This window comes from Pseudomonas sp. 9Ag (assembly GCF_902506445.1).
In the GTDB taxonomy this organism is placed as follows: domain Bacteria; phylum Pseudomonadota; class Gammaproteobacteria; order Pseudomonadales; family Pseudomonadaceae; genus Stutzerimonas; species Stutzerimonas stutzeri_AB.
This window is the reverse complement of the sequence record NZ_LR733836.1, coordinates 408,227-429,186: the sequence shown is the minus strand read 5'-3', so window position 1 is coordinate 429,186 and position 20,960 is coordinate 408,227. Positions and strand designations below refer to the sequence as shown.

Sequence of the window (20,960 nt, the reverse complement as noted above, 5' to 3'; positions counted from 1 at the left end):
CCGGCTGACTGTCGGCTCGATTCAGCGCAACGAACGGCCCGTGATAAAGTGCTCGGCCATCCTCACGCGCCGCCATTACACCCGCATGAACCGATCGATAACCGACGACATTTCGGCGATCAGCCGCATCAACGCCGTGCCGGCGATCCTCCAGGTGATATCCGAAACCACGGGTTTACGGTTTGCAGCCGTTGCGCGAGTTACTGAAGATTCCTGGACAGCCTGCGCCGTGCTCGACCGGATCAACTTCGGTTTGCAGATCGGCGGCGAGCTGGATGTCACCACCACCCTGTGCCACGAAATTCACACGTCTCACGAAACCATCATCATCAGCAAGGCAAGTGAGGACCGGCGCTACTGCGACCATCACACGCCAAAGATGTACGGTTTCGAAAGTTATATCTCGACGCCGGTGTTTCGCACCGATGGCAGTTTTTTCGGCACCGTCTGTGCGCTCGACCCGCAACCGGCGGATCTGTCGGAGATGCCGATCCTGGCGATGATGGAGTCCTTCGCCAAGCTGCTGGCCATCCAGCTGGAGGCCGAAGAGCAATTCGAGGCAACCGAGGCGGCGTTACTGGATGCTCAGCAAACAGCCGAACTACGCGAGCAATTCATCGCCCTGCTTGGGCACGACCTGCGCAACCCGCTCTCGTCGATCCTGTCCGGCGCGCAGCTGCTGATCAGGCGTTCGAAGGATGCGTCGATCGCCGGCATTGCCGAACACATGCTGACGGCGACCCGTCGCGCGTCACGTCTGGTGGACGACGTGCTGGACTTTGCCCGCGGCCGCCTGGGCAATGGTATTCCGTTGCAGCGTGATGAATGCCACGACCTGCACATCACCCTGACGCATATTGTCTCGGAGATGCAAAGTGCCCATCCGCAGCGCGCAATCGAAGCTGATATCGCCCCGCTGGGAGGGATCCGTTGCGATGCGGACCGCCTCGCACAGTTGCTTTCCAACTTGCTTGCCAATGCGCTGGTCCACGGGTCGGCGGCCGGACGCGTGTTCGTCCGCGCGGTCATCGAAAATGGGCGACTGTCGCTGTCGGTGAACAATCAGGGTGAACCGATAGCACCCGATCGCCTGGCGCAGTTGTTCAAGCCCTACTGGCGAGAGGTTTCGAACACGCAGTCTGGACTTGGCCTCGGCCTCTACATCGCCAACGAGATTGCCGCGTCGCATGGGGGCAGCATGCAGGTGACGTCTACCGCCGAGGCGGGCACCACCTTTACCTTCAGCATGCCGACAGGTGCCGCGCTCGTTTAAGCGTGCTCGGCTTTCATCACATCGTAGGCGCCAAGGTACGCACCGGCCAGCTGGCTCTTCTGCTGATCACTGAGCAGCTTGCCGGCCATCTGGAAGAATTTGTGCTCCTCTTCCTGCAGATGGTGGTGAACCTTGTCCGACAGCTTGCGGGCCTGCACCAGCCAGCTCGGGCTGCTGGGATCCGTCTCTTCCAGTGCCTCGACCATCTCGTCCATTTCATGGTGCTCAGCGATGGCATGACGGGACAGGTCGACACCGCTGTCATCGCGCATCAGCGGGATGTAGAAGTGGCGCTCTTCGGCGACCGAGTGCACCCAGAGTTCGTGTTTGAGTTGGGCGAACAGCTCCTGGCGGTCTGCGGAGTCGCCGCTTGTCTGCGTCAGGCGTTCGGACAGGTCGCGCTGGATGTCGTGACTCAGCCGCAGGGCTTCGAAAATCGTCATGGGGTGTTCCTCTTCCATGAAAGGGTGGGTGTCCCGCTGTGTGACCCGTGCCCGCGCGGCGAGTGCGATCCGGCGACGTGATTTATTGTCTCAGCGCAGCTGGCTGTCCTTGCTGCCCCGACGGTTGTAGCCGCTGAACTTGGCTTCTTGCTTGTCGAGCTCAGTCTGGCACTTCACGCACAGGCGCACGCCCGGCACAGCCTGGCGCCTCGCCTCGGGAATCTTGGCGTCGCATTCCTCGCAGCGCTCCAGACTTTCACCTCGCCCGAGGCGGCTGCGGGCCCGTTGCACCGCGTCTTCAATGGTGCTGTCGATCTGTTCCTGAACCGCACCTTCATTCGCCCAACCCGTAGCCATTGCGACCTCCCAGCATCAGGACTTGCCCGTGTTTCTGTTTGGAACATCAGCCACGAGCACCGTTCAGTCGCGCAAAGGGCGCGGCACGCCTTTGGCTTCGTCAACGCTACAGCGCCACCCGTCGATTCGCTGACGCCGGATCGACGAACGGACCTCGGCGGCCTAATGCAGTGTCTATCCTTCCAGCCGATTGAGCGGCAAGCCCAATCCAGACGCTCTGCGTCGCGGCTTTGTCTGATCGAGGTCGCCTCGCGACTGTCTGTAAACACTCCCAGGGAAGTGGTGATGCACACGAAGATCCTGACGGCGCTGATCATTGGTTTGAGCGGATGCGCCAGTCAATCTGAAGTCGTCGAGCGCGAGGTGGGCCAATTCGACCTGCGACTCGGCACGGCTCCTACCCGCAGCATGGCCCAAGGACTGGTCAACCCAGCAACCGCCAGCACCTTTCGCGGCGGGCTGGACCTCACCCACGAGAGTGGTTGGTACGTTGGCCAATGGGCACCCAGCATGGGCATCCTCGAGGGCAACCAGCTGGAGCTGGACAGCTATATCGGTTACGTCCAGCACCGCTTCGACCAGGCGCCAGGCTACGAACTGGGCGTGATCCGCTACAGCTTTCCGGAACTGGAAGGTGCCGATCGCCACGAATACTACGCAGGCTTCAACCTGGCCGGCAGTCGCCTTGGTGGCGCACTCAGCAGCCGCCCGGGGCGCACCGACAGTACCCTGCTCTTGGAGCTTGGTGGGCTCAGTCCATTGGAGCTGGACCTGCGGCTGAAATACGCCAGCCACTCGATGGACAGCCCGATGTATCACCCGGGCGGCAGTGTTGAAGTCTTCAATGACTGGTCGCTGAACCTGTCTCGCCCCTGGCTCGGCGTACGCCTGGATCTCTCCTACACCGACTCGAGCCTTCGCGGCCGCGAGTGCGGCGTCTACTCGGGCCAGAACACCTATTGCGAGAGCTACTTCATGTTCAAGGCCGAGCGTTCGCTGTTCTAGGCAATGGTCATGAGCCTTGCTTGAAGCGCATCCGCGCATGCCAGACAGCGATGAGGAAAGCAGTCGCGGCGAAGCCATAGAGCAGGCCGAGGTTGCCGTCCCGATATAGCCAAGAGCCGAGCACTGGCCCGGTGGCCATGCCCATGAAACGGAAGAAGTTGTAGCTGCCCACCGCGGTGGCGCGGTTGTGCGGGTACAGGTCCATCAGCAGGCTGGTCTGTACCGGCAGCGAAAGACCGAGAAACAGCCCAAACGCGCTGACCGCCACCACCAGCGCCGCCAGCGACCACTGCGCAACCGCGAGAAACAGCAGCAGGCTGAGGGCATTGAGCGCCGCCGTCGTCACCAGCACCGGGCGGGGCCGCCAGCGCGCCAATAGCCGTCCACCGGCAAAACTGCCGACCACCACGGCAACCGACAGCGGCAGAAACACCAGGCCCTTTTCACTGGCACTCAGGCCGTAAGTGGCGCCGAGCACGCGCGGCATGAACACCAGGTAGTTGTAGAAGGCGTAGTACTGCACAAAGCTCAGCAGCATGATTGCCAGCCCTTGACGATTGCGCACCACCTCCAGGTACTCCCTGGGGTGGAAGGCGCGCGGCGCGCTCCCAGCCGGACGGGTTTCTTGCAGCCAGATCGCATTACTCAGCAACGCAACAGCACCGACCACGGCGAGCAGCAAAAACACGTAATGGAAATCGAGGTGCTCGCCGATGAAGCCACCCACCACCGGGCCGACCACCGGCCCCAGCGCCACCATCATTTGGAACGAGCCCATCGCCCGACCACGCTCGGCGCCTTCGAACCGATCCCCGATCACGGTTACCGCCACCACCGCACCGGCTGCGATACCTACCGCCTGCAGGGCGCGGAACAGCAGCAGCGTCTCGATGTTGGGCGAGAGAAAACAACCGATGGACGCGCCGATGTAGCACGCTAGACCGAGCAACAGGGTGCGCCTGCGGCCGCTCCGATCCACCAGCGGCCCGTAGACGATCTGCATGAACGCCAGGACAAAGGTGAAGATCGAGATGCTGAGGTTGATCAGCAGCGGCGTGGTCTGCAGCGACTCGCCCAGCTCCGGCAGGATTGGCGCGTAGACCGTCTGGGTGAAGGGCCCCAGAAAGGCAGCGAACGCCACCATGAAGGTCAGCAGGCGTGGGCTCATCGGTTCTCCGCTAGCTCATAGGCAGATGCACGACGGCGCATGCCGCCGGGCGCAACCGGTCACTCCTTGACCTGCATGTATTCCTCGGCCCAGACCATGTACTCCTCGGCAGTCGAGTACTTCACCGACAGCTGCGAGGCGTTGAGGTCGGAGGCATCGATCTGGCGCTGCTCGCGCAGGCAGTCATAGGTCGCCTTGATCGCCGCGAAATAGGCCGCGTGGCCATTAACCACGATGCGTACGCCGAGCGCGGCCAGGCGACTGTTATCGCGCAGCTTCGGATTGCCATAGGTCACCAGCATCAGCGGCACGCTGAGTTTCTCGGCGACCTGCTCCAGCTGCTCGAAATCCTCGAGGCCAACCAGGCAGATCGCATCGGCGCCTGCTGCCTCGTAGGCCTGTACGCGTGCAATCACTTCTTCCAGCCCGATCACACCGGCGTTGGTCCGCGCGATGATCGCGAGTTCGGGATCGATGCGCGCCTCAAGCGCTGCGCGGATCTTGCCGACCGCTTCGAACATGCCGATCAGGTCGGTGGACTTGCGGCCGAATTTGGCAGGCAACAGCGTGTCTTCGATGGTCAGCGCGGCGATCCCGGCGCGCTCCAGCTCAACCACGGTGCGCATCACGTTGAGCGCGTTGCCGTAGCCATGGTCGGCATCTGCGATGATCGGCAGGCGCGATACGCGGCCGATGCGGGTCGCCTGCTCGACGAACTCGCTGAGAGTGATCAGCGCAAAGTCAGGGGCAGCCAGAACCTGAAGCGAGGCGACCGAGCCGCCGAGAATGCCGACTTCGAATTCAAGATCGGCGGCGATACGCGCCGACATCGGGTCGAACACCGAAGCGGTGTGGTAGCAGCGGTCGGAGGCCAGCAGCCGACGGAATTCGCTGCGCAGGGTGTGATGAGAAATACGTTGCATGTGGTTTCCTGATGAATCGCACGCAAGGGTCGATCGCCCTTGTCTGTTCAGTGTTGGTAACGGTACGGACGGCCACCGGCACGTCGTGGTGTTTCACAGTGGCGGGCGCGGTCGCCGCCCTTGCACATACGCCATGACCAGCCCGCTGGCGATGATGATGGCCATGCCGACGATGGCGCCGAGATCCGGCGTGTGTCCAAAGGCAACCAGCCCCACCACCCCGGCAAAGATGATCTGCGAATAGGTGAACGGTGCCAGCGCCGCAGCGCTGGCGAATCGAAACGCATTGGTCAGCAGCAGATGACCGCTCATGGCCATGGCGCCGAGCCCCGCCATCATCAGCGCGTCATGCAGCGTCGGCGTCTGCCAATTGAAGACGACCAGCACGCTCATCACCAGGCTGCCGACCAGGCTGGTGATGAAGTTGCTGGTCACGGGATGATCCGTCGCGCTGAGTCGGCGGGTGATCAACTGATAGAGGGTAAAACTCAGGGCAGCGCCGAGCGGCAGCAGGATCGCCGGCGTGAACAAGGCACCACCCGGCCGCACGATGATCATCACCCCGATCAGCCCGCAGCCGACCGCCAGCCACTGGGCGCGGCTGACCTGCTCACCGAGCAAGGCGGAGGCGATGGTAACGAGCAACGGGGTCAGGAAGATCACCGCGGTCGCTTCGGCCAGCGGAATGTAACTGAGGCCGCTGATGAACAGCATGCTGACGCTGACCAGACTCAGGCCACGGCAGATCTGCAGCTTCGGCCGCAGGGTACGAAACACCCGCCGCCCCATGCGCGGCGTGAACAGGGCAAGCATCAGAGTCGTCTGCGCCATATAGCGTGCCCAGATGACCAGGAACACGGGGTACAGCTGCGTCAGGTACTTGGACAGCCCGTCATGGCTGGCGAGCGTCAGGCAAGAAACCAAGATCAGCGACACGCCAAGCAGGGGCCGGTGAGAGTTATTCAATGGGAGAAACCGCGACAATAGGTAGCAACCTAAGAATTATGCCTGCAAATCGGCATTTCGTCAGCGATGGCATTGGCCTACCCGACCAGACGAAGCCGATGAAGGGGCAGTACGCCGGCTTACCTCGTAGCGCTTGCATGCCTCTGCAGAAGCTCAATACGCCACCTGATCCAGTCACGGCCACCCTTATGGCTGGTTTGCGCTACGTCTGTCGGCACCCGCTCCGCTCGCGCGGCAATCGCGTATGATCGCCGCCCCCAGGCGAGCCTCATGGCTGGCCGCCTCCGTCCGAGTGTTGTTTTGATGTTTCAGTTACGAGCGATGCAGGTGCGCGATATACCTGCGGTGATGTCGATTCAGGAAGAATCCTATTCCGCCGAATTACTCGAGAGCGAAGCGGTGATCTGCAACCGTCTCGCCGCCAGCCCGCAGCTTGCCTGGGTGGCCGAGGATGACGAGGGCGTCTGCGCCTATCTGTTTGCCTACCGCTCGCGCGTCGGCAAAGTGACCCCGCTGGACGGCGAATTCCAACCGCACGCCGAAGCTGACTGCCTGTATCTGCACGACCTTGCCGTTTCCCGACGCGCCAGCGGTCGCGGCATAGGCCCGGCTTTGGTGCGCAAGAACCTGGAACAGGCACGCGCGCATCAGTTGCGCTATTCGGCGCTGGTATCGGTGCAGGAGTCCGAAGCCTTCTGGTCGCGTCTTGGCTATGCTGCGCAGACCGAGTTGGAGCCGCCGCAAGCCAGCAACCTGGCCAGCTACCAAATACCAGCCGTCTACATGGTCCGCGCACTGCATTAGCGCGCGAATTTGGTGCGATGCCGATTCGCACGCACCGAAACGGAACAACCTCAAGCCCCATTTTCAAGCACGAACCCGCCACAGCCAGCGGACCGCGTCTGTTGCGCCGCGTTGGCAAGGGCCTTGCTCTGGTGTGCGTCATTGCACAACCGGAACTGTTCTCCATGCTGGTCATCCACCACCGCATCTCCCCGCAGGCCAACGCCGACGCCGAGCTGGCGCTGACCTTCGAGGCCCGTAGCAAATCGCGTCTGCGTTGCTTCACCACTACCGGCGAAGACGTCGGCCTGTTCCTCGAGCGCGGTCAGCAACCCCTGCATGACGGCGAATGCCTGCGTGCCGAGGATGGCCGCATTGTCCGCGTGCGGGCCCGCGCCGAGCAGCTTCTTCATGTGACCTGCAGCAGTGCATTCGAGCTGACACGTGCCGCCTATCACCTCGGCAACCGTCATGTGGCGTTGCAGGTAGGCGACGGCTGGCTGCGCCTGCTGGATGATTACGTCTTGAAAGACATGCTGCTGCAGCTGGGCGCCAGCGTCGAAGCCATCGAGGCGCCCTTCCAGCCCGAGCACGGCGCCTACGGTGGCGGCCATCACCACTCCCACGCAGGCGAAGCCGAGTTCAGCTACGCGCCACGCCTGCATCAATTTGGCGCCCGCAAGTGAACCCGGCTGCCTTCGCGCTGCTGCGGCTCGCCAGCCCGCAGTTGCCGATTGGTGGCTACAGCTATTCGCAGGGCCTGGAAATGGCGGTCGAACAGCAACGCGTGAATGACGAAAGCAGCGCCAGCCGCTGGCTGGGCGACCAGCTGATGCTAAATCTGGCGCGCTTCGAAGCGCCTTTACTGCTCGCACATTGTCAGGCCGCCGCGGCTGAAGAATGGGACGAAGTCGAGCGGCTAGCCGCGTGCCATCGCGCCAGCCGCGAAACCCGCGAGCTGCGGCTGGAAAGCCGGCAGATGGGCTATTCGCTGAAGCAACTGCTGGACAATCTGCCCGAACTCGACGCCCCGGCCCGCGCTCTGTTTCAACGCATCGACGAACCCGGTCTTGCCCTGGGTTGGGCCCTGGCCGCGCGTGCCTGGGGCATCAGCCCCGAAGACGCATTGACCGCCTGGCTCTGGGGCTGGTTGGAGAATCAGTTGGCCGTCCTGATGAAAACCCTGCCGCTTGGCCAGCAGGCGGCACAACGCTTGACCTCACAACTGCTGCCGACACTGCAACAGGCCCAGCGCGACGCAACCGTTATCGAGCCTGAACATTGGGGCAGCGCCGCCTTTGGCCTATCTCTGGCGAGCATGGCGCACGAGCGCCAGTACAGCCGCCTGTTCCGCTCATGAGCCCAGATTTCACAAGAGGAAACAGACCATGAACACCCAACCCCTGCGCATTGGCATCGGTGGCCCGGTCGGCTCCGGCAAGACCGCATTGACTCTCGCGCTCTGCCTGGCCCTTCGCGAGCGCTACAACCTGGCGGTGGTGACCAACGACATCTACACCCAGGAAGACGCGCAATTCCTCGTGCGGAACGAGGCCTTGGCGCCCGAGCGCATCATCGGTGTCGAGACCGGCGGCTGTCCGCACACGGCAATCCGCGAGGATGCTTCGATCAACCTCGAGGCGGTCGAACAACTCAACCGCCGTTTCCCTGGGCTCGACCTGATCATTGTCGAGTCCGGTGGCGACAACCTGTCTGCCACCTTCAGCCCGGAGCTTTCAGACCTGACCATTTACGTGATCGACGTATCGGCTGGCGACAAGCTGCCGCGCAAGGGCGGACCGGGCATCTGCAAGTCGGATTTGCTGGTGATCAACAAGGTCGACCTGGCGCCCATGGTCGGCGCGTCGCTGGAGGTCATGGACCGCGACACTCGCAAGATGCGTGGCGACAAGCCGTTCGTGTTCAGCAACCAGAAGGTGGGCCAGGGCCTCGACGAAATCATCGCCTTCATCGAACAACAAGGAATGCTCAGCGCCGCCTGACAACCTCATTCGCCATTCAAAGGAGTCACTGATGAACCTGCGCAAATCGATGTTCACCGCAGCCCTGATACTCAGCCCGGCATTGGCTGTCGCACACCCCGGCCATGATCATGCGGGCGTCATGTCCGGCATCGCCCATCCAATCTTTGGCCTTGATCACCTGCTGGCAATGGTCGCCGTTGGCCTCTGGGCGGCGCAGCAAACCGGCAAGGCACGCTGGGCTTTACCCCTGACGTTCGTCGCCACGATGTTGCTGGGCGGCCTGCTCGGTTTTGCCGGCCTCGAAATACCGTCGATGGAAACCGGCATCGCCGGATCGGTGCTGGCCCTTGGACTGTTGGTGGCATTGGCGGTGCGCCCGCCGCTAGCCCTCGCGGCGGGGCTAACCGCCCTGTTTGCGCTTAGCCATGGCGTGGCTCATGGCCTGGAGCTGCCCATGCTGTCGAGCCCTTGGGGTTACGCAGCCGGCTTCGCCGTCGCGACCGCTGCACTGCACGGTATCGGCTACGCGATAGCACGCAACCTGCCACAGGTGGCTGCCCCACTGGTGCGCATCGCCGGTGCCGCGTCGGCGCTGACCGGTGCCTGGTTGCTCGCAGCCTGATCGGACACAAATCGAAACAATTACGGAACCTGAGCGCTCCCTGAGACCCAAATGCTGAGCACATTCGCCGGTTCGCTACCGGCGACGCCTCAGCCATCGGTCATACAGAGGAAGCGCAACGTGTCCAACCCCCCTCACGCCCACGGTTTCGCCTACTGGGCGCTCAAAGTCTTCGCCGTCATCGTCGCCCTGTTTGGTCTCGCCCTCGCCGCTGGCGGCGTCTGGCTGATCACGCTTGGCGGCTCCTGGTACTACCTCATCGCTGGCGCCGGCATGCTGATTGCCGGCGTGCTGCTGCTCATGCAACGCATCAGCGGCGTCTGGCTTTACTGGGCGGTATTCCTAGCGACTGTTGTCTGGGCTATCTGGGAGGTCGGCCTTGACCCCTGGGCGCTGACACCACGCCTGGTGGCGCTGGCTGTGATCGCCCTTCTTACCCTGGCTTTTATTCCGGTGCTGCGGCGCCACACTCGCAAAGAGGCGCACGCATGACGCACCTGATTAGATTGTTTGGCTTGATGACACTCATCTGGCTGCCACTCAGCCATGCCCAAACAACCGCCTATGACCCTACGCTGGAGCCGGCCACGACCGTAGCCAGTACGGTTGCCGGCGCCCCCGAGCCAGCCGACTGGACCGCCTATGGCCGCAACAATGCAGCCACCCGTTATTCGCCGCTCGATCAGATCGATCGCGACAATGTCTCCGAGCTCAAGCCAGTCTGGGGCTATCGCACCGGCAACCTGCCCGCTCAATCAGTGGTGGACAAGAAGTGGGCGCCGGAAACCACACCGCTCAAGGTCGGCGATAATCTCTACCTGTGCGATGCGCTGAACGTGCTGATTTCGCTCGATGCTAGCAGCGGTCGTGAACGCTGGCGCTATGACCCGAAGGTCTCCACCGACCATATTCCCTACTCGGCCACCTGCCGCGGCGTGAGCTACTACGAGGTGCCGGATGTACCCGATGACACCGCCTGCAAGCGCCGCATCATCGAGGGCACGCTTGACGCCGAACTGGTCGCGGTCGATGCCGATACGGGCGTGCCCTGCGCCGATTTCGGCCACGCCGGGCACGTCGATCTGATGGAAGGCATGGGCGACTCTGTACCGGGTTACGTCGCGGTGACGTCGCCGCCGACCATCGTTCGCGGTGTCGCGGTGGTCGGGCACCAAGTGCTCGACGGCCAGAAGGAAGACGCGCCGTCCGGCGTGATCCGCGGATACGATGCGGCCACCGGCGAGCTGGCCTGGGCCTGGGACATGGGTCGCCCTGGCGAGACCGGGCTGCCAGAAGGGGATGATGTCTACACCCGAGGCACGCCCAACGCCTGGACGATCTTCTCCGGCGACGAGGCCCTCGGCCTGGTCTACGTGCCGATGGGCAACTCGTCGGTCGACTACTGGAGCGGCAACCGCCGCGAGTTCGAGAAACCCTACTCGACCGCGCTTGTGGCCTTGGACGTGACCAATGGAACAGTGCGCTGGGTCTTTCAGACCGTGCATAACGATGTCTGGGACTATGACCTCGGCTCCCAGGGCAGCCTGATCGACTTTCCGGTCGGCGACGGACGTACTGTTCCAGCGGTCGTGCTACCCACCAAGATGGGCGATATCTACGTGCTCGACCGCCGCACTGGCGAGCCATTGACGCCCGTCGAGGAGCGCCCGGTGCCCGCAAGCACTTTGCCTGACGAAACGCTGTCACCGACGCAACCCTTCTCTGTCGGTATGCCGTCCACGCCACGCGAGCAGCTGACTGAGACCGACGCATGGGGAGTGACACCGCTGGACCAGCTGTGGTGCCGCATCCAGTTCAAGCGTGCCAGTTATGAAGGCATGTACACACCGCCGAGCGTGGACAGGCCATTCCTGCAGTGGCCGAGCTACAACGGCGGTAACGACTGGGGCAGCGCGGCGGTGAACACCGACCGCAACATCCTGGTGTTGAACTACAACCACATCGCCATGTATGACCAGCTCATCCCGCGCGAAGAGGCCAACGAGCGCGGCATGGTTCCACTCGGGGTACCAGGCGGCAGCACCTCGTCTGGCGGCTCAGTGCCGCAAGCGGGCTCGCCCTATGCCGTGTCCATCGAGGCCTGGCGCAACGGCTTCACAGGCGTGCCCTGCAGTCGCCCACCCTTCGGCGGCATCATGGCTATCGACCTCAACACTCGCAAAGTGCTGTGGAACGAGCCATTGGGCACCGCTCGCCACAACGGGCCATTCGGTATCTCGTCACACCTTCCGGTGAAAGTCGGCACGCCGAACAACGGCGGCCCTGTCATCACCGCAGGCGGTTTGATCTTCATCGCCGCAGCAACCGACAACCTCATCCGCGCGATCGACATTGATACCGGCGAGGTGCTGTGGCAGGACGTACTGCCCGCCGGTGGCCAGGCGACGCCGATGACCTACGAGGCCAACGGTCGCCAGTACCTGGTGATCGTCGCGGGCGGCCATCACTTCATGGAGACGCCGCCGGGCGACTATGTGGTTGCCTACAGCCTGCCGGCTAAAGGCGACCCCATATTGCCGGAGTTCCTGAAGGACTAAGCGTCCGGCGAGCCGCCATCCGTTAGCGGAACGGTGGCTCGTCGAAGCTGCGCAGCTTGCGCGAGTGCAACGAGTTGAGCTGGTTGCGCAGCAGGTCCAGCGCAGCGATGCCGATTTTCAGGTGCTGGGTCACGGCGCGCTCATAGAAGGCGTTGGCCGAACCCGGCAGCTTGATCTCGCTGTGCAGCGGCTTGTCCGATACGCAAAGCAGCGTCCCGTAGGGCACCCGCAGGCGATAGCCCTGGGCAGCAATGGTGCCGCTCTCCATGTCCACCGCCACGGCTCGTGAGAGATTGATCAGCGGCCGCTCCTGCGCCCAGCGCAACTCCCAGTTGCGGTCGTCATAAGTCAGCACGGTGCCGGTGCGCAGACGCCGCTTGAGCGCTTCGCCTTTCTCCCCGGTGACTTGAGCCGCCGCTTCCTGCAGCGCCTGCTGCACTTCGGCGAGGGCCGGCAGCGGAATGTGCGGAGGCAGCACCCGGTCGAGAATGCCGTCACGACGCATGTAGGCGTGAGCCAACACGTAATCGCCGATGGACTGCGACTGCCGCAGCCCGCCGCAGTGGCCGATCATCAGCCAGCAATGCGGGCGCAGTACGGCCAGGTGATCGGTGATGTTCTTGGCGTTCGAGGGCCCAACACCAATATTGACCAGGGTAACGCCGTCGCCATCTTTGGCCTGCAGGTGATAAGCCGGCATCTGGTACCGATGCCAGAGCACGCCGCCGATGATGGACTGCGCCTCGCCCTCGTCCATGCCGCGCTCGATGATGATGTTGCCCGGCAGCACCATGCGCACGAAACGGGTGTCGTCGCGCAACATGTCGAGGCCATGGCGGATGAACTGGTCGACGTAACGGTGGTAGTTGGTCAGCAGGATCCAGGGCTGCACATGACGCCAGTCGCTACCGGTGTAATGCACCAGCCGGCGCAGCGAGAAATCCACCCGCGCACCATCGAAGAGCGCCAGCGGATAAGGGTCGGCATGCTCCCAGTCGTAGAGGCCGTCGGCGATGTCATCGGTGGCGGCGGACAGATCGGTGCTGGGGAACACGCGAGCCAGCTCGGCGGCTGTCACGCCGGTTCCCGCCAGTTCGTCGCCCTGCTCGATAACATAGGGGTACGGAATGTACCGCTCGCTGATGCCCACCTCGACCGTTACACCGAAATCCTTGATCAAGGGTCGCAACTGGTCGAGCAGGTAGCTGCGAAATGCCGCCGGATGGGTCACGGTCACGCTGTAGACCCCCGGCGCCTGCACCTTGGCATAAGCGCGGGTGGAGGCCGGCACTTCGCCGTGGCATTCGTAGGTCAGGCGTAGTTCGGGATAGCGGAACAGCGCACGCTCGGCCGCGTCGGGCTCTTCGCGCGTGGTGACATAACGTTTGAGCGCCTGGTTCAGTGCGCGGGTAGCCTGCTGATGCAGCTCGGCAAGCTGGTCCACCGCCGCTTCAGCGCTGGTGGCAATGCGAAAGGTCTCGCCTGCTGGGTTCATGGTGGGTTTCCTTGTCTATTCGTTGAAAACATCTTGCCTGCTGTTCGATGACAGCGGTAGCACCGGAGCGCTGCGATCATGGATCAGCCGCCGCCAGCCGCAGCGCCAGCGCCAGCGCCTCCAGCCGCGCCTTCAGAACCGCAAGGCTGGGCGCTGCGGTCAAACTCAGACGCAGCGCGTTGGGCGCGCCATGGCCAACGGCGAACACGTCCGCGGTGGCCGCCTCGATCCCCAGTTCGCGGCAAAGCATTGGCAGATCTCTACCCTTCGCCAGTTCAAGCCACAGATGCGGCGAGGCATTTGACGAAGCAGACCCAAGCAGTTTCTGCGCCAGCCGCCAGCGACGTGTTACCTGCTCACGTTGCCAGGCCAGCCGGCGAGCCGCAGTGCCATCTTCGAGCCACTCGCAACCTATTCGTAGGCATAACGTCGACAAGGCCCAGCTGGTCGCCTGTCTTTCCGGATCGATACGCGACAGCCACTGGTCCGGTCCGGCGATGAAACCCAAGCGTAAACCGGGCGCGACCGTCTTCGACAAGCTGCTGATCAGCAGCGTGCGATCGGGCAGTGCCGCAGCGAGCGGCGGCTCGTCGCCCAGTGCGCCGTAGATGTCGTCCTCAATAATCAGCAAGCCGCGTCGCCGCGCCACGGCAGCAATGGCTTCGCGGCGCCGCGCATCCATGCTGACAGCGGTCGGGTTCTGCATACAGGGTGTCAGGACAGCCACGCGCGCCGAGGTGGCTCGGGCCATACGGTCGAGGTCGTCCGGCAGGATGCCGAATTCGTCCATCGCCACGCCGTGCAGCGGCAGGCGCAATTGGCGCCCGGCGGCCTTGATACCTGGCGAGGTCAACGCCTCGACCAGCACCGGCTCGCCCGGCTCGCACAAACCGATCAGCGCAGCGAACACACCTTGCTGCGCCCCGGCACAGAGCAACACCTGTTGCGGCGGGATCTCGAGCGCTCGAGCACGCAACCAGCCACTCACCGCCAATTGACCACGTTGCAGGCTGCGCGCCGAAGGATATCCCTGCAGGCTCGCCAGTTCTCCGGTCGCGCACAGCGCCGCCATGCTGCGCTGCATATCTTCATCGGCTGGGTCGAGGACCGGCAGGTTGGTCGACAGATCGACCAATTCAGGGTGAGCGTCCGGCGTTTTCAGCCGGAATAGACTGGCCTCGCGGCTGCTGGCCAGCACATAGGTGCCGCGCCCAACCTCGCCACCGACCAGGTGCCGACGCGCGGCTTCTCGATAAGCCTGCATCGTCGTACTCGGATTGAGGTCGAGCGCCCAGGCGAGGCGTCGCTGCGGTGGCAGGCGATCCCCAGCCTTGAGCTCGCCAGTTGCAATGGCGGCTGAGATGGCGTCAACCAGTGCCAAGTAACGTGGCTGACTATCAGATTCGAGTTTGGGTAACCACATTGTTTGCCATGCAATATAACGATTTACCCATACAATGCCCGCCGCCTAGGATCGACGTCAAACCCGCTGAGGAGCTTTCGATGTTCGATCTTCACCAACTGCGCCAAGCAGCCGAATTGATCCACCAGAGCGTACCGCCGACTCCGCAATACGCATGGCCGCTGTTGGCCAAGCGGCTTGGCTGCGAGGTTTGGGTCAAACACGAGAACCACACACCAGCAAGCGCCTTCAAGGTGCGTGGCGGCCTGCTCTACGTGAACGAGTTGATCAAGCGGGAGCCGCACCTACCGGGCCTCATCACCGCGACTCGTGGCAATCACGGCATCAGCCTGGCGATGGCCGCGCGCAAGGCCGGCTTGCCACTGCAGATTCTGGTGCCCGAAGGCAACTCCATGGAAAAGAACGCCGCCATGCGCGCCTGCGGAGCCGAGGTCGTTGAATACGGCCGCGACTTCGATACCGCTCGTTTGCGGGCAGCCGAACTGGCCGAGGCCAATGGCTGGCATTTTGTCCCGTCCCTGCACCCGGACCTGATCAGGGGCGTCGCGACCTATGCGCTGGAACTGCTCGAAGCAGTGCCGAACCTGCGCCGCGTCTATGTGCCTATCGGGCTTGGCTCAGGCATTTGCGGGATGATCCGCACCCGCGACCTGCTGGGTCTGGATACCGAGATCATCGGGGTGGTGTCCAGCGCGGCCGACGCCTATGCGCAGAGTGTTGAGCAAGGACGCATTGTCACCACCGACACGGCGAACACCTTTGCTGACGGCATGGCCTGCCGCATGCCTGCGCCCGAAGCGCTCGAGATCATCCGTGGAGGTGCCGCGCGCATCGTGCGTGTGAACGATGCCGAGATCCGCCAGGCCATCTGCGCATTGCACGAGGACACCCATAATCTAGCCGAAGGTGCTGGTGCCGCTGCGCTGGCTGCGGCGATCCAGGAGCGCGAGCGCAACCGAGGCGAACGGATTGCCGTGGTGCTCAGTGGCGGCAATATTGATCGGCCGCTGTTGGCCGGCATTCTCGCCGAACTCAACGGGGCGGCCCCAACCGCTAACTAGTCGAGAAAGGGTGCGCTGCGCGCCAACAGCGCACTGATGTCGAGACCACGCGGCAGCGTGCCGAAGACCCGACCGCAGCCCTCCAGGCGGCTGGCGATAAAGGCATCCGACACGGCATCGTTACCGGCCTCAAGCAGCAGCTTGGCCTGCAGCGCGACGGCGACGTCTTCGGTCAGTTGGCGCGCGCGGTACTGGATGTCGTCTTTATCGGCAAAAGCGCTTTGCAGCCTGTTGATCTGATGCTTCAAACGCGCATCGCCGTGACCGTCTCCCAGCTCGGCGAACAACACATCGAGCACACCGGCTTCCTTCGACAGCGCGCGCAGCACGTCGAGGCATTGCACGTTGCCCGAGCCTTCCCAGATGGAGTTCACCGGCGCCTCGCGGTACAGCCGCGGCATGATGGTGTCCTCGACGTAACCGGCACCCCCCAGGCATTCGCTGGCCTCGGCGATCATTTCCGGGGCGCGTTTGCAGATCCAGTATTTGCCGATCGCCGTTACCAACCGAGCGAACTTTTCTTCCTGCTCATCGAACGGGTGGTCGAGCGCGCGCCCCATACGCATGGTCAGCGCCAACGCCGCCTCACTCTCCAGCGCGAGGTCGGCCAGCACGTTCTGCATCAGTGGCTGCTCAATCAGTGCACGGCCACCAACCTGCCGATGTGCGCAGTGATGCATGGCCTGCGTCAGCGCCTGGCGCATCAGGGAACTGGAACCGATCATGCAATCGAAGCGGGTCGAAGACACCATTTCGATGATGGTCGGCACGCCGCGGCCTTCCTCTCCGATCATCCAGGCCAGGGCCCCGCGGTACTCCACTTCGCTGGAAGCGTTGGACCAATTGCCCAGCTTGTTCTTCAGCCGCTGGATATAGAACCCGTTGCGGCTACCATCCGGCTGGTGTCGTGGCAGGAGAAAGCAGCTCAGTCCCTTATCGGTTTGCGCCAGGGTCAGAAAGGCATCGCACATCGGCGCAGAGCAGAACCATTTATGCCCGACCAACTCGTAGGGCTGACCGGGGCCGCCAGCGCCGACCGCATACGCTCGGGTGGTATTGGCGCGCACGTCGGTACCACCCTGTTTTTCAGTCATGGCCATGCCGATGGTGACGCCGCTTTTCTGCTCCATCGGCAGGTTGCGCGGGTCATAGTCCCGGCTGAGAATCTTCGGCAGCCAGACGTCGGCGATGCCCGGCTGCTGTCGTAGCGCCGGGACGCTGGCGTAGGTCATGGTCAGCGGGCAGCTGCTGCCGGACTCGGCCTGATTGTGCAGATACATCAACCCGGCACGCGCCACCTGAGCGCCGGCCTGCGGATCGGTCCAGGGCAACGACGGGATGCCATGAGCAATCGCGGCGCCCATCAACTCATGGTAAGCCGGATGAAACTCCACCAGGTCGATGCGGTGGCCGTAGCGGTCGTGGCTCTTGAAAACAGGTTTGTTTTCGTTGGCCAGAAATCCGGCGGCCATCAACGGACCGCCAGCCAATGCACCGTACGCATCCAGGCGCGACTCGGCCCAGCCGCCGCGGTATCGCCGCACCCAATCCTGCAGCGGCAGGTCGAGGCGGTACAGGTTGGCCCCGTCCAGCGGTGGCACCTGATTCAGCACCTCATGGGTTTCGGCGTATTGCTGCAGGCTCATCTCGGGTCTCCTCGGCAGAAGCGGCAAGGGGCCCGACGGCATGCAACCATGGGTTAGCGATACTCACCGCTGTCATGGGAATAGATCACCGGGCCGATGCGGGCATCGTCTGGTGGCACCCGCCAGAGAAGTGAAGCACGCAGCTATGCAGGGCAAAAGTGAGGTTTCGGCCAAAGTCTGCGCGATGCAACGGCCAGAACTGACCATACGCCTGAGCTTCAGACGCTTGGTCTTGCGCGCTTAGCTCACTTCAACGGGCAGGAGCACCTGAAAACGACTGCCGCGTCCAGGCTCGGATTGGCAGGAAACCGTTCCGCCCTGCAATGCCACCAGCTGCTTGCACAGTGACAGGCCGATACCCAACCCGCCGTACTGGCGAGTCATGCTGCCATCGAGTTGGCGGAAGTACTGGAACAGCGAGTCATCCACAGGCGCGTCGAACCCGACGCCTGTATCGATCACCGTCACATCGAGCATATAACCGGGGGTGCTCTCATAACCCTTGACCGCCAGCGTGACACCCCCGCGCAAGGTGAACTTGATGGCGTTGTCGAGCAGGTAGCCTAGGCTCTGTTTCAGCTTTCCGACGTCACCGACCAGTATCTCCGGTAGCTCGCCATTGAGCTCGAGATCGAAGCTCAAACCCCGCATTGCGGCACGCGCGCCATACTCGGCATAAAGCTCATCGGCCAACATCCGCACGCTGAACGGCTCGTTGCGCACCCGCAACTTGCCCGCCTGCAGTTCAGTCAAGGCGAGGATGTCATTGACCAGCTGCATCATGTCGCGCGCCGATCCGGTGGCGATACGCTGGTATTGCTCCAGCTCGCCGCTCAGCTCCAGGGTGCGCATCAGGTCGAGACTACCGATCACACCGTGCATGGGGGTGCGCAGCTCGTGGGTGACGTTGGCGAGGAACTGATCCTTGAGGCGATTGTTCTCGGCCAGCTCACGGTTCATGGCTTCGAGTTTGCGCCCGGTCTCCTCCAGCACCTGAGCCCGCTCTTCCTTCATCATGTTGATCCGGTCGGCCAGGGCCAGCGACAGCAGCGCCACCTCGAGCGCCGAACCGATCTGTCCGGCGTACATGGTAATGAACATGTGCGGCAGGTAGCCCAGCACCATCAGCGTGTTGATCTGTCCGCCAATGAGAAAGGCCGACCAGGCGATGAGGAAATAGCGCGCCACCCGCATCCCCCTACGCCATGCCACGATGGCAGCGACGAAAATCACCAGAATGAACCAGAGCGCAAGGAAGGTCGCCATGCGCAGCGCCAATGCGTAGCTGGAGGTCAGCGATACAACCATCGTCACCGCGCCCAACGCCATCAGCAGCATCAAGGTGCGGTCGATCCAGGGACTGTGCTCAGCGGTATGCAGAAAGCTGCGCGCGAATTGGCAGCCAAACAGTCCGGCCGCGCCGATTAGAAATGGCGTCGAGGCATTCGCCCACCACGGCCAGTTAGGCCACAGATACTGCACGCCCAGGCCGTTGACCGAGACCTGATACAGGCCGAACGAGGCGATGTAGAGGATGTAATAGAGATAGCTGCGATCACGCACGCTGAGGTAGATAAACAGGTTGTAGAACAGCATCACCAGCAGCACGCCATAGATGATGGCCAGCACGTAGACATGCCCGGACTGCTCTTCCAGGTAAGCCACCGGTGCCCACAGCGCCAGCGGAACCTGAATCGAGCCCTGACTCTCCAGACGCAGGTAAATCCGCTGTGGCTGGTCAGGCGTCAACTGCAGTTCGAAAAGATGGTTGCGCTGTTTGATCTGGCGCTCGTGGAAAGGCAGCGCGTCGCCGCTCTGCTGGGCAAGGCGATACCCACCGCGGCCATCTGGCAGATAAAGATCGAGATGGTCGAGCGGCGGATACGCCAGCTCCAACCACCAGCGGCTGCGCGCGGCCGGCGGCTCGGCACGGTAGTGCAGATCGACGCGCAACCAGAACGCTGAGCGTGAATAGCCGGCATTGAGGACATCCTCACGGTTCTCGACGAAGCGACCAGCCGCATCGAGTGCGACCACCTCCTCAATCGTGGCGTCACCGCTTGGGTCCTCCAGCACTGCCATGACGTGGCCCAATGGAAGACGCTGAGTGTCGCTGCTGAACTCGACGGCACCCGCCATGGCTGGAAGCAGGGCGAGCAGAAAAAAGAGGATATGGTGCATGAAGAAGACAATCCGTCGAGCTGCGCCAGAAGAACCCCCGTTCTTCCGAATGCACACAGCCGAAGCTAAGTGCTGGCACTTTAACATGGTTCTGGCGCCATAGAATCGACGACATCCGGGCAGCAGACGAACGTATAGGTCGGCAGTAGCGAGCCGTGCCGGCATGAGCTGCCTGGCAGGATTGGTGATAAGCTCGCACGCCATGAAATCCGGCTGCGCCTAGCCCCGGCCGAATCCACCACACCATGACTCGGGGAACCCATCGATGTCCGGCCACTGCTCCCGCCCTGTCGTTCTTTGCCTTTCCGGCCACGACCCGAGCGGCGGTGCCGGGCTGCAGGCGGACATCGAAGCGCTGATTGCCCAAGGTTGTCACGCCTCGCCGGCGGTGACCGCACTCACTGTTCAGGACACCGTCAATGTCACTGACTTTCGCGTGCTCGATCGGGAGTGGGTGCTGGCTCAGGCCCACGCGGTGATAGCCGACCTGCCAGTGGCCGCCGTCAAGCTGGGCATGCTCGGCTCGGTGGAGATGGTCGAGACGGTACTGCAAATCATGCAGAAGCTGCCGGGCGTCCCGCTGGTCTGTGATCCGGTGCTGCGCGCCGGTGGCGGCGGTGCGCTGGGCAAGGACGAAGTCGGCTACGCCATGCGCGAACGGCTGTTCCCGGTGTCTACTATTGCCACACCGAACCTGCCCGAAGCCCGGATTCTTGCCGAACTCCCGAATGGCAGCGCCGATGAGTGCGCGGAGAAGTTGCTGCCCTTCATCCGTCACCTGCTGATCACTGGCGGTCATGGCGACGAGACCGAAGTTCACAACCGTCTCTATTGCCGCGACGGTAGCCGCTACGATTTCAGCTGCCAGCGCCTGCCGGGAAGCTATCACGGGTCTGGCTGCACTCTGGCCAGCGCGCTATCTGGAAGGCTGGCCCTCGGCGAGGACCTGGCCAGCGCAGTGAAGTCCGCCCTCGATTACACCTGGCGCACCCTGCGTGACGCCGAAGCGCCAGGCCGTGGTCAATACATTCCACGGCGTCTGCCGCTGGACCTGGCCTGAGGAGGCCATCC

General features: G+C 63.1%; 19 protein-coding genes and 1 pseudogene. 11 read left to right on the top strand and 9 right to left on the bottom strand.

What is annotated here, in order from left to right; translation table 11 throughout:
• Positions 1 to 85: 85 nt before the first annotated feature.
• A complete protein-coding gene (locus ALTERO38_RS01860; RefSeq protein WP_159969614.1) occupies positions 86 to 1,273 on the top strand; it encodes a GAF domain-containing sensor histidine kinase in 1,188 nt (395 codons plus the stop codon).
• Here the strand turns inward: ALTERO38_RS01860 and ALTERO38_RS01855 are convergent.
• Both ALTERO38_RS01855 and ALTERO38_RS01850 read right to left on the bottom strand, forming a co-directional pair.
• On the bottom strand, positions 1,270 to 1,716 hold the full coding sequence (locus ALTERO38_RS01855) for a hemerythrin domain-containing protein (protein WP_159967069.1): 447 nt from the start codon (positions 1,714 to 1,716) through the stop codon (positions 1,270 to 1,272). The two genes, ALTERO38_RS01860 and ALTERO38_RS01855, sit on opposite strands and share 4 nt — an antisense overlap.
• 90 nt (positions 1,717 to 1,806) lie before the next feature.
• On the bottom strand, positions 1,807 to 2,073 hold the full coding sequence (locus ALTERO38_RS01850; RefSeq protein WP_102837439.1) for a DksA/TraR family C4-type zinc finger protein: 267 nt from the start codon (positions 2,071 to 2,073) through the stop codon (positions 1,807 to 1,809).
• Positions 2,074 to 2,358: 285 nt separating this feature from the next.
• On the opposite strand from ALTERO38_RS01850, the gene ALTERO38_RS01845 reads away from it, so the two are divergent.
• On the top strand, positions 2,359 to 3,078 hold the full coding sequence (locus ALTERO38_RS01845) for a TorF family putative porin (protein ID WP_102837440.1): 720 nt from the start codon (positions 2,359 to 2,361) through the stop codon (positions 3,076 to 3,078).
• A gap of 7 nt (positions 3,079 to 3,085) precedes the next feature.
• Here the strand turns inward: ALTERO38_RS01845 and ALTERO38_RS01840 are convergent, their stop codons facing one another.
• The 3 genes from ALTERO38_RS01840 to ALTERO38_RS01830 form a co-directional block, all read right to left on the bottom strand.
• Entirely contained in the window at positions 3,086 to 4,246 is a 1,161-nt protein-coding gene (locus tag ALTERO38_RS01840; RefSeq protein WP_159967068.1) for an MFS transporter, read from the bottom strand.
• A 59-nt stretch (positions 4,247 to 4,305) separates the two neighbouring features.
• Positions 4,306 to 5,169, bottom strand: coding sequence for an oxaloacetate decarboxylase (locus ALTERO38_RS01835; RefSeq protein ID WP_159967067.1), 864 nt, complete (start codon positions 5,167 to 5,169; stop codon positions 4,306 to 4,308).
• Positions 5,170 to 5,262: 93 nt separating this feature from the next.
• Positions 5,263 to 6,135, bottom strand: a complete 873-nt coding sequence (locus ALTERO38_RS01830; protein ID WP_102837443.1) for a DMT family transporter — start codon at positions 6,133 to 6,135, stop codon at positions 5,263 to 5,265.
• Between the two features lie 321 nt (positions 6,136 to 6,456).
• Between ALTERO38_RS01830 and ALTERO38_RS01825 the strand changes: the two genes are divergently transcribed.
• The 7 genes from ALTERO38_RS01825 (at position 6,457) to ALTERO38_RS01795 (ending at position 12,083) form a co-directional block, all read left to right on the top strand.
• Positions 6,457 to 6,939 carry a GNAT family N-acetyltransferase gene (locus ALTERO38_RS01825; RefSeq protein WP_102837445.1) on the top strand — a complete coding sequence of 161 codons (483 nt, stop codon included), beginning with the start codon at positions 6,457 to 6,459 and terminating at the stop codon, positions 6,937 to 6,939.
• A 164-nt stretch (positions 6,940 to 7,103) separates the two neighbouring features.
• Positions 7,104 to 7,604 carry an urease accessory protein UreE gene (gene ureE / locus ALTERO38_RS01820; RefSeq protein ID WP_102837557.1) on the top strand — a complete coding sequence of 167 codons (501 nt, stop codon included), beginning with the start codon at positions 7,104 to 7,106 and terminating at the stop codon, positions 7,602 to 7,604.
• Complete coding sequence (locus ALTERO38_RS01815) at positions 7,601 to 8,278, top strand: urease accessory protein UreF (RefSeq protein WP_102837446.1); 678 nt, start codon at positions 7,601 to 7,603, stop codon at positions 8,276 to 8,278. Before ureE ends, ALTERO38_RS01815 begins: the two co-directional genes overlap by 4 nt.
• Before the next feature lie 28 nt (positions 8,279 to 8,306).
• Positions 8,307 to 8,921 (top strand): urease accessory protein UreG, encoded by a 615-nt coding sequence (gene ureG / locus ALTERO38_RS01810; RefSeq protein ID WP_102837447.1) that lies wholly within the window; start codon positions 8,307 to 8,309, stop codon positions 8,919 to 8,921.
• Between the two features lie 31 nt (positions 8,922 to 8,952).
• Positions 8,953 to 9,525: a HupE/UreJ family protein gene (locus ALTERO38_RS01805; protein ID WP_159967066.1), complete on the top strand. Its 573-nt coding sequence runs from the start codon at positions 8,953 to 8,955 to the stop codon at positions 9,523 to 9,525.
• A gap of 120 nt (positions 9,526 to 9,645) precedes the next feature.
• Positions 9,646 to 10,017, top strand: a complete 372-nt coding sequence (locus tag ALTERO38_RS01800; protein WP_159967065.1) for a glucose dehydrogenase — start codon at positions 9,646 to 9,648, stop codon at positions 10,015 to 10,017.
• The gene (locus ALTERO38_RS01795) at positions 10,014 to 12,083 is read left to right on the top strand and encodes a pyrroloquinoline quinone-dependent dehydrogenase (protein WP_159967064.1); all 2,070 of its coding nucleotides are present in this window, start codon (positions 10,014 to 10,016) and stop codon (positions 12,081 to 12,083) included. The genes ALTERO38_RS01800 and ALTERO38_RS01795 overlap by 4 nt, the downstream gene beginning before the upstream one ends.
• A 22-nt stretch (positions 12,084 to 12,105) precedes the next feature.
• On the opposite strand, the gene amn is transcribed toward ALTERO38_RS01795, so the two are convergent.
• Both amn and ALTERO38_RS01785 read right to left on the bottom strand, forming a co-directional pair.
• The gene (gene amn / locus ALTERO38_RS01790) at positions 12,106 to 13,578 is read right to left on the bottom strand and encodes an AMP nucleosidase (RefSeq protein WP_159967063.1); all 1,473 of its coding nucleotides are present in this window, start codon (positions 13,576 to 13,578) and stop codon (positions 12,106 to 12,108) included.
• Between the two features lie 76 nt (positions 13,579 to 13,654).
• Entirely contained in the window at positions 13,655 to 15,001 is a 1,347-nt protein-coding gene (locus tag ALTERO38_RS01785) for a PLP-dependent aminotransferase family protein (RefSeq protein ID WP_159967062.1), read from the bottom strand.
• Positions 15,002 to 15,081: 80 nt separating this feature from the next.
• Here ALTERO38_RS01785 and ALTERO38_RS01780 point away from each other — a divergent pair, with 80 nt between their 5' ends.
• Positions 15,082 to 16,062 carry a threonine dehydratase gene (locus tag ALTERO38_RS01780; RefSeq protein WP_159967061.1) on the top strand — a complete coding sequence of 327 codons (981 nt, stop codon included), beginning with the start codon at positions 15,082 to 15,084 and terminating at the stop codon, positions 16,060 to 16,062.
• On the opposite strand, the gene ALTERO38_RS01775 is transcribed toward ALTERO38_RS01780, so the two are convergent.
• Together ALTERO38_RS01775 and ALTERO38_RS01770 are read right to left on the bottom strand one after the other, a co-directional pair.
• Positions 16,059 to 17,708 (bottom strand): acyl-CoA dehydrogenase family protein, encoded by a 1,650-nt coding sequence (locus ALTERO38_RS01775; RefSeq protein WP_159967060.1) that lies wholly within the window; start codon positions 17,706 to 17,708, stop codon positions 16,059 to 16,061. The genes ALTERO38_RS01780 and ALTERO38_RS01775 overlap by 4 nt on opposite strands.
• 258 nt (positions 17,709 to 17,966) lie before the next feature.
• Positions 17,967 to 19,889: pseudogene (locus ALTERO38_RS01770) on the bottom strand (sensor histidine kinase); the annotation flags it as partial.
• 265 nt (positions 19,890 to 20,154) lie between these two features.
• Between ALTERO38_RS01770 and ALTERO38_RS01765 the strand changes: the two are divergent.
• Positions 20,155 to 20,949 carry a hydroxymethylpyrimidine/phosphomethylpyrimidine kinase gene (locus ALTERO38_RS01765; RefSeq protein ID WP_159967058.1) on the top strand — a complete coding sequence of 265 codons (795 nt, stop codon included), beginning with the start codon at positions 20,155 to 20,157 and terminating at the stop codon, positions 20,947 to 20,949.
• Positions 20,950 to 20,960: the final 11 nt, after the last annotated feature.